Below are 14,165 nucleotides of genomic sequence, written 5' to 3'. Positions count from 1 at the left end.
CAAATCAGTATGGATGGTAAAGGTCGATGGGTAGATAATGTGATGGTTGAACGATTATGGCGGAGCGTTAAATATGAAGAGGTGTATCTCAAAGCTTATAGCAGTGTCACAGATGCGAAAAAGCAATTAAGTGCATATTTTGAGTTTTATAATTTGAAACGACCTCATTCGAGTCTAGACAAAATGACACCAAATGAGTTTTACTATGATCAGCTACCCCAACAAAACAAGGTGGCTTAACTAGAGCGGAATATCACTTATAAATACGCTTTTAGTTGTTCAAACAAGTGGGACCACCTCTCAGGCATGGAACATGACTGTTCACGTAAAAAGCCCAATCTAGTGTGATCGGGCTTTTTGTTGTGTAATTATATGATTGATTTTAAATGAAAAATTAAAATAATTTCGTATAAGCTGTATTATGTTAATTTTAGAATAAATTAAGAATTATCCAATTGAAATTAAAAAAAATATATATTTATAATTAAATGAACATCCAAGTTAAGAACGGCTTTGTTGCACAAAGATTTGAAAGGCAAAGCGCCCCTAATTGAGCCAAATTTAAGGCGTAACTTGGGTAAGTGGTCGACCTAATTCCGTAAATCTGTTGAGGACTGCTACACGTGCATGAACCTCATTGACTTGGCTATCAAAGCTCCTTGCACTGAGTTTATCTCCTAATAATTTGATGCAGTGCATTTTAGTCTCAACCAAACTTCGGCGATGATAGCCTGACCATTTTTTCCATAGTGTCCTACCTAAACGTTTAATTGTTCGAAGTAATTCATTTCGCTCTAGCGAGCTACTCTTTGTATCTTTCCATGGTTTCGCATTTTTTCTAGGTGGAATCACCGCATGCGCTTGCCGATCTGCAATGACCTGACGGCATTGCTTGGTGTCATAAGCTCCATCAGTATAAACAGAGTCAATCCGCTCATCTTGTGGAATCTGATTAAGTAAATCACCAAGCACCTGTGAATCACTGACATTATTGGTTGTAAGCTGAACTGCTCGTATTTGTAGGGTTTTAGCATCTATACCAATATGAAGTTTACGCCATTGGCGACGATATTCAGGTCCATGTTTCTTGCGTTTCCATTCGCCCTCACCTAGAAACTTCATGCCTGTAGAGTCCATGAGTAGATGCAGCCCATCGCTACTTTTTTGGTAGCTGATTGCAATATCAATATGCTTTTGTCTTCTACAAAGCGTACTGTAATCTGGTGCGGTCCAATTTAATCCGCAAAGTTTAATCAGACTTTGCACAAAGCCAGTGACTATACGTAAAGATAGACGGAATAAGGATTTAATCATTAAGCAGCATTGGATAGCTGCGTCGGAGTAGGTTTGATTTCGCCCTTGTTTGCCTTTTGATGGAGCATACCATTGCGTAGCAGGATCAAACCAAATGGCAATATTTCCGCGACTCATGAGTGCTCGGTTATATGCGGGCCAATTGGTTGTGCGGTAGATTTTGTGTGTAGGCTTCTTCATTTGAAAATTATATCGCTGAAAAAGCCTTTACAGATAGGTTTGTGCAACAAAGCCTTACGAGACTGCAATCATAAAAATTTAATATTCTCTGTCTTTCAAGCATATTCGATTTAGGAGTTAACCTTATTGCTTATCATCGTATTCTGATTTGAATAGGATATGATCAACAAGTAGACCGCCACTGTGACCATCAATATTAAGAGTAAATAAAAAGGTAAGTGAATGCCGAACTGATATAGAAAAGTGCTCAGTAAAGGCGCCACAATGTGACCAATCGCTTGAGTAGCTGTACAAATACTTGCCATTTTGACTTGAGCAGCTTGCGTAACAGATTGAGCCGCCCCTGTGGTAAATGCAGGCAAAAGGCTTGCCACTCCGACCCCATAAAATAAATAACTTATTTGAAACATCCAAATATGGATTGCACTTAAAGATAGGATGAGTCCAATAACCATGCTAAACGTACCCACCAATACCAAAGCTTTCAGTTTTAAATGAAGTACTTTTACAATCAGGATCTGAGTAATCACTAAGCTAAAACCAACAATGAGCATACATTGGGAAAAATAAATCGCACTTTGTTGTGAGCTTAAATGAAAATGGTCTTGAATATAAAAACCTGCCGTCATATTGAGCGTCACGATAGCCATATAGGTAGTAAATCCTAAAATAAGCCAAGGAATAGCTGGTTTTAATGAAAATGAATGCTCTATTTTTACAGGCTGTTTTTGATCCAATATTGTGTTTTGTTTACCCTCATCATGTTTAAAATACATTGTGATAATCAAACTAAAAATCACCAATAAAATAACTGCAATCCACATTGGCAATAAAATTCCACCGAACAATAACACTGAAGTTAGAAATGGGCCGACGATCATACCTAAACTATTCATCGCACCATACATTGCCATTTTTTGACTGCGTTGTTGTTCCTCTGTGACATGTTGCATGACATAACTTTGTAGACCTATTTGTGGCATAGCCATAAAACCACCAGTACTTGCTCGACTAATCACCAACAAAGCAAAAACTATCATTACGGGTAATGTTTGTTGTATTCCCCAATAAAGAATCGCTGTAAATATAGCCCAAGTAATGGTCATGCCCAAGAAACCATAATTCATTAATTGATAAGGAGTCTGTATTTTTTCCCCTCTGGCAATCAGAATAGATGCAATCGCCATACAAATTGCACCCGCTGAAACAATTACTCCGCCCTGTACTTCTGTTAAGCCAAGCTCACGAATTAATGGGGCAAGTAAAGGTAAAATCATTGAAAAACAAGTACCGTTGGCTAGAGTTGCCCAAGCCAATAATTTAAAATTTTGTTGCATAGGTAGTATTCATCAAAAGAAAAGGCATCTAAAAGATGCCTTCTGGATAAGATTAGTACTTGAGAGTGTAGCTCAAACCATAGGTACGACCTTGAGCAGCCAAGCTCGAAATATCGCCGTAAACCGTTGAAACTGCTTGGCTATAAACAGACTTATAGTCCGTATTCCACACGTTATATACACCAAAACCTAAAGTTCCTGGACCTGCTTTTGCATTGGCAATCACATCCATCACTGCAAAACCTTTGATTTCTGCTGGAGGACGAGTACTACCATTCGCAATCGCATCTTTACGTGCTTCATCCGTACCATCAATAGCCAAAGCTTGTACTCGTAAACCTAAACCATCATTGAATTGCCAGTCTGAATAAACCGTTGCTTTCAAAGGTGCTACACGAATTGCATCTAACTCTTGCCATTTACCATTTGAGTTTTTGAACTGACCACGTGTATAAGCTAAAGTCCCACCTACATTCCAATCATCTGAAACGGTATATTTGACATTACCTTCAATACCATACACGCGTTCATCTGTATCAATAACTTCAATTGCAAAACTTGGAGGACCAAATTTCAATGACTTATCAGATTTGTTATAGAACGCAGTGATCCCTGTGCTTAACGCATCATCTTGTAGACGCCAGCCCAGCTCAAAACTATTTACTTTGATTGGATCAATTGTTTGGTTACTTACGACAAAGTTTGCAGGGACATCTCTTAGCATACGTTGTACATCAGGTAAATTTGCACCTTGCGAGAAATTTGCAAACACCTGTTGTGCATCAGTTAAATGATAAAGTGCGCCCACATTAAAGAGTGTTGCATCATGCTTAACTGAACCACCTTTTAAGGTTTTAGCTTGGTATGTTGGAACGAAATCGGCAACCATTGCTTCAGAATATGGAACTGAGTCTTTAACATCACTATCGATGCGCTCATGACGAATACCTGCTTGTAGATTTAAGCGATCAGTTGCTTCAAATTGACTTTGTAAGAAGAAACCAAGCTTTTCAGTATCTACCTCAGGACCAAAAGCATAATTATTTAGGGGCTTAAACTTTAGACCATTACTACTGATAAAAGTATTTAGATCATAAAGTTGTGCTGTTTGTTTGCCATTTTCCTTATCGTAATCCACACCATAAGTTAGATTTAATGCACGTTCTGCCAGATTGAGTTTACTTTGAAGTGCTAAACGAGCACCAAAAACATCAATATCTGTTTCTGATTGGGTAACAATAAATGTTCTTCCACCTGGAATGGATGCATGTGCTAAAGCATTTGCACTTGGGAAGAATCGCCCTTTTTCAGTACGATAATACGCCTCTGCATTTAAAGTCTGACCAAGAAAATCCTGATTTTCATATTGTGCATTTACTGCACTGCGCTTAGTACGTGGTTGAGTATCAAGCTCTAAACCTTTTACAGCTTTTTGACTAGGTTTTGCCCCTAGAAGTAAAACAGATAAGCCTGGACCATAATCAGCGCCATATTCACTGTCCTGCTCATCGTTATAGTATTGCGCACCGATACTTAATTTTTGCTTATCTGCCAACTGCCAGCTTAAACGACCATTCACATCTACAGTTTCAGTATCTTGACGATCTGTTTGTGCAACTTCTGGACCTACACGATCACCTCGACTATCTTGAATTTCACCGCGTTGTGTATAGCTAGCACCTATAAAACCACTCCAATCCCCTTGGTTAAATGATGCAGACTGAAACGCTTCATAAGCTAAAGCATCACTTTTGAAATTATCACCTGAAGTAACGCCGAGTTTGGTTTCAAAATTTACACCATCACCCGAACCTCTTTTGGTGATGATATTGATGATCCCACCTGTAGCACCTGCACCATAAATACTACTTGCACCTGACACGACTTCAACACGTTCGATCATGTCTGGGCTAATGCTATTTAATTGGCGTGAACTATCGCGTGAGCCCGTTTGCGGAACACCATCAATCATATATTGCACTGTACGACCACGCATGGTCATCCCATAGTTACTGGTCGTACCTGAACTTGGTGTTAAAGATGGAACCAACAGTCCTAAAATATCTGCGGTACTTTTACCAGCAGCAGCTTGTTTTGCAATGTCTTCTTGGCTAATACTGTAAACAGTTCCCGCAATCTCAGCGATACTTTGAGCTGAGCGAGTTGCTGTCATAACAATCGGTGCCAGTTGATTTACGGTTGAAGTCTGCTCGACATTTTGAGCATAAAGTTGCGTACTGATCGCCAAGCTGAGCAGTGTTAATGATGTCGAAAGTGAACGAACTTTCATAAATGACCCCTAGATGAGTTGTTGCGTTTGTTTTGCTTTGCGAATAAGCAGTTGACTAAGCAACACGCTTAAAACAGATGAAACTGCGAGAATGAGATAGAAGTTTCCATAACCAAATGCTTTGGCTAAGAAACCTGAGACTGCACCGCCAATAAAATAAACCAATAGTTCGAAGCAAACTAAAATCGTAAAATCAGTACCAGCTTGTTCTTTGGAGCTGGTCTGCATGAAATGTGCATATAAGGCTGTCATTGCGATATAGCGGATGGCAAGAATGACAATGACAAAGCCACCAAGAAGTAAATGCCATTGATTCAACCAACTGAGTAAAACTGCAACACCCAACAAGGCGTAAACCAAACTGCGTGCCCAACCAGCCCAGATCAGCAATTGTGTTGCGGCTATTTTTTTTAATAAAAATGCAGCTGAAACAGCGGCTAATAATCCAATCCCTGCACCTATTACAGACATCAGCACGCCGATTTGTGACAACGACCATTTCTGATCAATCAGCATCGGATTCAGCATCGCCATAGCCGGTGCTTCGACAATTCGATAACATACGATCAAGGCTAATGCCCATAACATTTCTGGACGTTTAAATGCACGGATCAGACTTGGCGGCTGTTTTGAGATTTTCTCTACATTTGATTTTTCTTTAATCTGGAAAATAGCCAACATCGTCAATGCTGTCATAGCGGCTAAGGAAATCAGTGCAGTTTGCCAACCATAAAGCTCATACAGCCATAAAGTTGCTGCTCCACCAACCATACTGCCAAGCGCAACACCTATACTTTGCGCCATACTGCCTAGTCGATACTCAGATTCTGAAAAGGTTTCGACCGTATAGCCATCAATTGCGATATCTTGAGTTGCAGCAAAAGTTGAAATCCATAAACCGACAATAACAAATACACCAAGACCGTAATCGAATTGGGTAAGTGCCAAAGCAACGACCCCCAACACCAAAGCTATTTGCGTAAACAAAAGCCAAGTTTTACGTTTACCGAGTTTTTTGAAATAAAAACGATCAATTAGTGGTGCCCAAAAAAACTTGAATGCCCAAGGAATATAGAGCAGCGACAACATGCCAATCCAACGTAAATCTACGCCTTGATGACGCAGAATCGCAGGTAAGGCCACATTATAAAAATACAGTGGTAAGGCATGCGCGAGATATAAAACCACCACGACACTCAGGCTCAAGGCTGAGACTTTCTGAATATTTAATGAATTTTGATTCATAAATACCTCTGCAAAGCCCATTGTGTGGCTTCAGCTTTATCTACGCTCACAAAATATGGAACATGCCAAGCTTTGTGCAGAGCTGGTGTATCCAATCGAATACGATCTTCTTCATCTTGAGCAATACGAGCAAAACCCAAACAATATTGGTAAAAATCTTGTTTATATTGCTTATACCATTTGCCTTGGATTGCTCTATATTCCTCCGGAAATTCTGTATTTGCATCGGTTTGCATGATCAACACAAAATTTCGCTGATGTTCGAAATAGTGCTGAATCCGTGCTAACCATTGTTCAAATTCTGCAACAGAGACATTCGCCGCAAAGCGCATGTCTAAGATATGCATTTCATTGATATATAAGCTCATGTAACACTCAGGAATTTGGCTGGCTGATCTGCTAGCTGTTGTTGTGATGTTTGGTAATATTCCCCAAACTTGTGATAAAAAGTTTCTCGGAAGCAGTAGTACAACATCGCTGTTTTTTCAGGCATCGGTATTAACCGTTGGCTTTCATAACAAAGTTCTGCCACCACTGCTGCATAAGGTTTAACGGTATGATCTGGCTCACCCACAATTTTTTTAGCTTTCGAATGTTCAAAAATGTAAAAACTGAGTAACCGAATGGTTGGTCGCAAGAAGCCTTTGCCAAACACAGATTTGTCACCAAACAGGAGATGCCAACCGAGATCATTGTCATCACCATCGTAATAACGGCCTAAACGATCTCGTTTACCTTCATAAATTTCGGTATAGCCCACATCTTTGCCATCAATTCCGACGATTAATAAGCGGTGATGGTCATCTGCTAACATTTTGTCGAAGTAAACTTGTAACTCTAGTTCCGATTTATTTAACTGCCACTGAGGAATTACATGTGGCTCATGCATCCATTGATGTAATAAAGGAATATCCTGAGGATATTGCACTTGGCGTAAGTAGTACTGTGTACCATCTTCAAAGTATTCAAAATAATCTGGTAATTGCTGAGAGATTGTTTTCATATCGAACCTATAAAATGACGAATAAAATTAGCCCGCTTTTGCTTGGCGAGGTTGTTCTGCCCATGTTTTCAATGTTTCTGGGCTAACTGGATTTGCAATAGGATCAAGGAAGACAGGAACAGGACGTTCTGCTTCATCGTTATAACTTGTGGTAAATAGACGTACACGGTTTAAACAAATTTTGGTGTAACTTGGACGCAGCATGGCGAATTTATCAGCACGTTCAGCCAGTTCTGGGTGTTTTTGGTTAAATTCAACAATCGTGTTGGAAATGGTCTGCCAGAAATCAAGCTCAGAATATTCAGGATAGTCTTGCAAGAACACATTACAGATATAGCGGTAATGCACCATGAACAGACCTGTGAAAATAAAATGGCTTAGATCAGTCGCTTCATGACGGAGTAATAAATCTGCTTCAGATGGTAACTGAGCTAACTCAGGAAAATCCTCATCCACTAAATTGATGTCATCAATGAAATCTTTTAATACCATGGCTTTCGGCACACCATTTTCATGTACCAACATTGTGTTCTCACCGTGTGGTGAAAATGCTAAACCATAACGATATAAGCAAAGTAATAATGGACTCATGCTTACTTGAGCAAATTGTGCTAACCAATCCAAAGGACTTAAACCTGATGCTTGGATCAACACGCTCAGGATCGATTGACCTGAAATATCACGGTGTAACAATGCTGCTTGAGATAACACTTGATGAGATGGATCAACATAACGATCAACACTTTCACGCCATAAACAACCGAACAGCTCTTTAAATTGATACGGTGCACCGTCAATGCGGTCAAAACACGGCTGATGGATAGTTAAAGTCGCAACTTCACCTAAGAAAATCACACCTGTATTTTGTAAGTCTTGATCTTGTTGATGAATTCTTTTTAACCATGCGGTCACTGCTGGAGCTGCTAGATTACGCTTTGAGGGTAATCCACGATAAACAGCGGTATTAAAAATACTGACAGGCAACTTAATGTAATGGCGTTGTAGGTTTGACGTATTGCATAATGTGCGGATTGATTGCATCGGCACATAGCTATCTTGGCTGATATTTAACTCAATAATTTTCTGATCCACAATCTCATTGGCATAAGTCGGAACAAGCCATTGATGCCATTGCCAAGCATGTACGGGAATCAAAAAGTAATTTTGTGGATCTAGGTTTTTTTCTTGGAGAATATTGATGAACTGCTGTAGTTCATTGGCATCAAATTCATGTTGATATAAACCGCAGGCACTCCAATCTTCAGTACTTCGATACTCTGCTAAATCACGATGTACGGCTAACCACAACACTTTAACTTCAGGTGAAAGCTCTGGTGCAGCGCTTAAATAATCATCATAACCAAAACCCATACGCCCTTTACTCATGATGAGCCAAGGATGACCACGTAGCATGCCTTCAACTTTGTAATGTGGCTCTGTCAAAACCGCTATACTTGGCAAACGTGTTTCATTGAACAAATGTGCTTCTGCCAGCCAAGTATTATTCATTTCTTTGATCAAATACGCTTTGGTAAATGGCTTAACATTAGAACTGTCAGACATTGCGACAATAAACTCATGTAAGTTCCAAGCAGGTTGATCATTTTCCTGACTATGAGTCACATCACGTACCGAAGCTTCCTGAATATTCCAGTGTCCGAGTAGATATTGATTTCCTTGAAACTCATACTGACGATTGCCTAAATCTAAACGATAACGCCCTGCTGACAATGCTTTAACTTCAATAATTTCTTCGTATAGAAACTCTGCAATCGCCATTTCAATAAGACGTTGTCCTGCGGCACGCCATTGCTGCTGATTAATTTTTAAAGTTGCAAAGTTCATATCAGTTTCTCATATGTTGAATGTACAGAAGCAGTTTGTGTATGTGTGTTTGCACCACGACGATTAGGATGCGCCGTCATCACGTTCTGTTCTGTTTTCTTGAAAATTGAATGGTTTTTATTGGGAGAATTTTCGCAAAGGCACTCGTTTGATTGTGCTTTGTCATCTGCCATACAAATTTTTGGATTTTGAGAGAGATTAAAGTGTTGGAATGTCTGCGCTTGATTGCCTAATTCATAAAGAGGCTCAGCAAGCAATTGATTAATGATCTTTGCTGCACGATAAGCACCAAGACCTAAATCAGGTGTGCCGACACCATGACTATGCATTTCCTGATTTTGAACAAAAATATGACCATTCAGCCGATGTACAACACGATAGTCGTCTGTAATCTGCCAACGCTGTTTATGATCAAACTCGATGTATGGCTTGAGCAACTGCATAAAACCAAAATCAGGTGTGAAATAACCCGTCGCGGCTACAAGAAAATCACAGTCGAGATGAAAAGACTGAGCTGTAGCACGATGCTGGAAATGCAGTCGGATTTTTTGTGTATCCAATGCTTCTGCATCTTTCAAATCACATTGACTATGTAAATGTGTCTGTAAGCTTTGACCTGCAATACTGCGGTGATAAAGTCTTTGATAAATTTCCCGAATGGTTTTTGCACTAATTCCCTTGTATAACAAGGCTTGTTGCTTTAACTGCTGTTCCTTTTGCTGCGCAGTCAAATCATAAAAATGCTGTGCATAATCTGGACTAAAATGTTCCAAACCTAATGGCGCATACTCCATCGGGAAGAAACCTTGAGAACGAGTAAACCAATGCAAATCAAACTGATGATTAACAGTATCTTGCTGTTCATCAAATAAGTCGATAAACACTTCAGCTGCAGATTGTCCAGAACCAAGTACGACCACATCGCCATGTAAATCTGTATCGGCATGCGTCATATACTGTGCTGAATGCAGACATTGTTGTGGACGGACTTTCTGAATCTTTGCCAAACATTCAGGCAAATATGGCACATTACCACTTCCAATCACTAAATGACGGCATAAATAACTTTGCTGAACACCGTTTGATTCAACGACTACTTTAAAACCTATCGTTTGAGGTTCAATCTTTAGAACCTGCGACTGGTATTCGATACAATCAAGTTGTTCTGCAACCCATTGGCAATAGTGGTTGTATTCACAACGTGGAATATGTGGCTGCTCTAAAAAGTAAAACTTATACAAACGTTGCTGATGACGCAGATAATTCAAAAAACTAAATGGACTGGTTGGATCAACCATCGAGACTAAATCTGCCATAAATGGCACTTGTAATACCGTATTAGGTAGTTGCATACCTGCATGCCAATCAAATTGCGCCTTTTGCTCAAAAAATACGTAATCGAGTGAGCTTTTGTTTTGTAGCAAACTAGCAAGACTTAAATTAAAAGGTCCTAGACCAATTCCAATAAAATCAAGCATAACTGACATCCTTCTGTGAAATACGCAGTGGATTTGGCAGTTGCACGTAAACAGATTGATTTTCTACAGGTGCGATCAACTCGTCTAATTCATGCAAACGTGTCAGCAAGTTGCCTTTATAAGGCAGCGTTGAATTGAACAGTAGTCCTTGTATTAAGGTACTCTCAGGATATTGCTGTAATTGCTCTTCTAAAAATCCAGTTAGATGCGCTAACAATTCATCTTCAGTGATATAGCCTGTTGCACCGATGGCATTAATAATCCCGAACAAAGTATTGCCAAAGAAATAATAACTAAAACGTTCATCAACAAAAGCTTTCGGACCTACCGCAAAGGCTTTTTCTTTCAGTTCAGGAAGTGCTTGCAGAATTTCAGTGGCAAATTCTTCAATATAATAAAAACCTTGGTTATCACGTAACCATAAAGTTTTAGGAAAATGGTTTTCGAGTTCTAATAATACATTTTGTTGATGTGACTCAAATGCCATACCATAACGATGGTATAGATACATCAAAGGCTGCAAACTGACTTCGAGGAACCGATTAAACCAATCTGAAGCAATCTCTGAAACTTCAGCATCAGGATGGGCTTTCGCAATTTTTGCAAATAAGGCATTAAAACGATTTAAAGGCTTGATCGGATGATCTTGGCACAAAGATGCGATACAAGTGACTTGTTGTTGTGGATGGAATGGTTGATCTCGGAAAATACAAATACTTTCATTGATCACTTCATCATCGATTTTTAAAGCGATCCAAGCTGGATCATTGACTGCTTTTAGACTTGGACACTGTTTAAGAATATTTTGCCCAAACTCACTATGCCACAGACGATGTGTCAATTCACCACGATGACATTCTTTGGCCAAATTCACTCGAATAGAATTGGTAATCATCACTGAAAGTGACGGCTTCATCATCCAAGGTGCATTGAAGCTCGCTAATGTGCGTATGGAAGTGGTTGGAGAGAATTGCCAACCACGCAAGCCCAAATCAATCAGTTGCCCTGTTTGCTTTAATCGTTCAAACCAAGCTTTGCCCTGTAAATAACGCGCTTGCCATGGATGTAAAGGAAGTAACTTATATTCCGCATGTGTCTTTAATAAATTGAGATCACTTTCAGATAAATACCACTGTAACGCAGTTTTTAATTGCGCTGAAATAGGTTCATCAGTCGCACTACCTTCTGCAATATAATCTTGGTGCACTAGCCAATAATGAAGTTGAGTCTTACCTTTATTTTCAGGAGAAAAGTTTAACCAATCTTCATGAACAAAGCCTGTCCTACTTTTTGGCGCGGGATGCATACTATGCCCTAAAATCAAAGCTTGCTCTGTTTCAATAAAGCTTTGCCCTGCTTTTACTAAATCATCAAATTCATATTCACGATTTTGTAAAAACTGTTGTAGCGCATCTCGACTTTGAATCCATTTTTCAACTAATGAAGCAGCATCTAGATGAACAGCGGCTTCTTGAACAAGTTCTTCTAGCAACAACCCAACAATTGCTACAGGACTAAATACCTTAATTTTTTCATCGATGATAATTTGCGGAAGATCTGCTAAGCGATGTCGCCCCACACAGCTCACATAAGATAAAGGGAAAAAGCAACGTGCTTGAATAGAGGTAATCGGTATTGATAACAGCGTCAAACCTTGGCTAAACGTCTGTAGTTGAAGAGATTGCTGACTTTTATGAAGCAAGTGACCTTTGCCAGTTTCTTGCGTATATGCATTGACGAAATGTTGTAACGCCAACCGATTAGCAAGTGAATGCATCTGTCGATATCCTCTTTCAAAAGAGTTAATTTGTTTTTCGAAATGTTTTAGGCCTGAAACACATCTTAAGTACAAGGGAGTTTGTAGTTAAAATAGAACTAATGATAATTATTATCATTTACTATTTCAATTCTATAAAAGAACCTAGAAAAACAACACTAAATCATTGAATTTATTTTGTTTAACAAGGAATATTGCTCAGTAAAGATACAAAAAGATAATAATAATTCTCATTAAATAAAATGATCAGCTTGTAGCCATCAATAGTTTTTATAGATGTATAAAATTTTTAAATAGTCTCAAATGTAATATTTCCCCACATCAAAAATCTAATATGTCAAAAAATGGGGTATACGGATTTAATGGTTGATGGGGCACCTTCACCCCATCAATCTGATACCACCCTCAGATGGTTGATAGATCGACTCCGTAGTTGAGTTCCTCTGCGAAGTCCGGCAGTCCGTAACCGATGGTTTTCTTGTAGAAAGGAGAGACCTTCGCAGTCGGTGCCTTCTTCTTGTGCTTCGTGGTGTAGAGCATTCGTGCCCGCATCACCTCGAAGGAGTAACCGCGCCCTTCACGGTTCTTGTCCTTGGCCAGTCGGTTGATGGACTCCGTGTAAGCGTTGGTGACGGGCATGTCCGTCTCGAAGTAGGTCATGGTCTCTTCGCGCCAGTTTCCCACTGCCCTGACCAGATCGCTCCAGACTTCCTTTTGGCCCTTCGGGATGGTGGCTATCCACTCGTCCAGAGCGGCTTCTGCCTGGAGCCGTGTGGTGGCGTCCCAGATGCCGTAGAAGCGCTCCTTGTGCTCGTAGGCGGCCAGCAGTTGCGGGAACGCGCCTGTCCAGGTCTCCATGATGAGGCGCTCCCGGTCTGAGACTTCGTGAGCGCGTTTCAGCAGGATTTTCCGGTCTCCCTTGAGAGTCCGGCTCTGGGACGGTTTCAGCTCCTTTCTGAGGTCCTTGCGCACTCTCTCTAGGGCATCGTTGGCCATGCGCACCACATGGAACTTATCGACCACGATACGGGCCTGGGGCAGCACAGCCTTGACCGCTGCCCGGTAGGGGTTCCACATGTCCATGCTGACGATCTCGACCTTCTGCCGGTCTTTCAGCTTCATCAGGTAGTTGGTCACCACGTCCTGGCGGCGGGTGGCCAGCAGGTCGAGCAGGGTTCGCTCCTCAATGTTGGTCAGAATGCAGCGGTAGCGCTTGTTCAGGTATAGCTCGTCAATGCCCAGGATGCGGGGCGTCTCGAAGCGGTGCCAGCGCCCCAGCAACTCGGCGCGGGCGTTGAAGATGTCGCGCACCGTCTTCTCGTCCAGGCCGGTCTGTGCCGCCACAAAGGTGTAGGGGTGGTTGAAGGATTCCTTCTCCACGTACTCATGCAGCCGCAGTGTCATACGGAATCCGTCCACCATCTCCGGTAGCTGGGGCCTGAATGTTGTCTTGCAGGCCCGGCAGGTGTATCGGCGGCGGACCACCCAGAGAGTGACCCGCTTGCCGTGGATGGGCAGATCACGATAGGGAACGTCACGCTTGCCGAACCGTACGAACTCACCCTGCACGCCGCATTCCTCGCAGGCGATGGGATCGGGCACGTCCACCTGGAAGTGCATTTCGTCGTCGGTTGATTTGCAGCCCAGTACTTGGTATTGCGGCAGGTGAAGGATGTTGTCGGGAAGTTCGGTCATG

General features: G+C 41.0%; 11 protein-coding genes. 1 reads left to right on the top strand and 10 read right to left on the bottom strand.

The features are described from left to right. A partial coding sequence (locus F897_RS15955) for an integrase core domain-containing protein (RefSeq protein WP_005237546.1) occupies window positions 1–240 on the top strand: 240 nt, incomplete at its 5' end. Window positions 241–561: 321 nt separating this feature from the next. Here the strand turns inward: F897_RS15955 and F897_RS15950 are convergent. From F897_RS15950 to F897_RS15905, 10 genes are all read right to left on the bottom strand, one after another. Then, window positions 562–1,494 carry an IS5 family transposase gene (locus F897_RS15950; RefSeq protein WP_002002847.1) on the bottom strand — a complete coding sequence of 311 codons (933 nt, stop codon included), beginning with the start codon at window positions 1,492–1,494 and terminating at the stop codon, window positions 562–564. A 110-nt stretch (window positions 1,495–1,604) separates the two neighbouring features. Further along, window positions 1,605–2,831, bottom strand: a complete 1,227-nt coding sequence (actD, locus tag F897_RS15945; RefSeq protein ID WP_004781038.1) for a putative acinetoferrin export transporter ActD — start codon at window positions 2,829–2,831, stop codon at window positions 1,605–1,607. Between the two features lie 52 nt (window positions 2,832–2,883). Continuing rightward, on the bottom strand, window positions 2,884–5,121 hold the full coding sequence (locus F897_RS15940) for a TonB-dependent receptor (RefSeq protein ID WP_004954509.1): 2,238 nt from the start codon (window positions 5,119–5,121) through the stop codon (window positions 2,884–2,886). A 9-nt stretch (window positions 5,122–5,130) separates the two neighbouring features. After that, window positions 5,131–6,366 (bottom strand): MFS transporter, encoded by a 1,236-nt coding sequence (locus tag F897_RS15935; RefSeq protein WP_004683789.1) that lies wholly within the window; start codon window positions 6,364–6,366, stop codon window positions 5,131–5,133. Then, on the bottom strand, window positions 6,363–6,734 hold the full coding sequence (gene actB / locus F897_RS15930; protein ID WP_004281762.1) for a protein ActB: 372 nt from the start codon (window positions 6,732–6,734) through the stop codon (window positions 6,363–6,365). Before actB ends, F897_RS15935 begins: the two co-directional genes overlap by 4 nt. Further along, window positions 6,731–7,369 carry an acinetoferrin biosynthesis acetyltransferase AcbD gene (gene acbD, locus F897_RS15925; RefSeq protein WP_004639035.1) on the bottom strand — a complete coding sequence of 213 codons (639 nt, stop codon included), beginning with the start codon at window positions 7,367–7,369 and terminating at the stop codon, window positions 6,731–6,733. The genes actB and acbD overlap by 4 nt, the downstream gene beginning before the upstream one ends. Window positions 7,370–7,396: 27 nt before the next feature. Next, on the bottom strand, window positions 7,397–9,214 hold the full coding sequence (acbC, locus tag F897_RS15920; RefSeq protein WP_004781127.1) for an acinetoferrin biosynthesis protein AcbC: 1,818 nt from the start codon (window positions 9,212–9,214) through the stop codon (window positions 7,397–7,399). Then, the gene (acbB, locus tag F897_RS15915) at window positions 9,211–10,692 is read right to left on the bottom strand and encodes an acinetoferrin biosynthesis monooxygenase AcbB (protein WP_004781126.1); all 1,482 of its coding nucleotides are present in this window, start codon (window positions 10,690–10,692) and stop codon (window positions 9,211–9,213) included. The genes acbC and acbB overlap by 4 nt, the downstream gene beginning before the upstream one ends. Next, complete coding sequence (acbA, locus tag F897_RS15910; protein WP_004781124.1) at window positions 10,685–12,469, bottom strand: acinetoferrin biosynthesis protein AcbA; 1,785 nt, start codon at window positions 12,467–12,469, stop codon at window positions 10,685–10,687. The genes acbB and acbA overlap by 8 nt, the downstream gene beginning before the upstream one ends. 405 nt (window positions 12,470–12,874) lie before the next feature. Continuing rightward, window positions 12,875–14,164 (bottom strand): ISL3-like element ISPpu12 family transposase, encoded by a 1,290-nt coding sequence (locus F897_RS15905; RefSeq protein ID WP_000137810.1) that lies wholly within the window; start codon window positions 14,162–14,164, stop codon window positions 12,875–12,877. Window position 14,165 lies beyond the last annotated feature (1 nt).

Origin of the sequence: Acinetobacter variabilis, from assembly GCF_000369625.1 — a bacterium.
GTDB lineage: Bacteria > Pseudomonadota > Gammaproteobacteria > Pseudomonadales > Moraxellaceae > Acinetobacter > Acinetobacter variabilis.
Note: the sequence above shows the minus strand (reverse complement) of the source record. Positions and strands in the feature narration are given on the sequence as shown.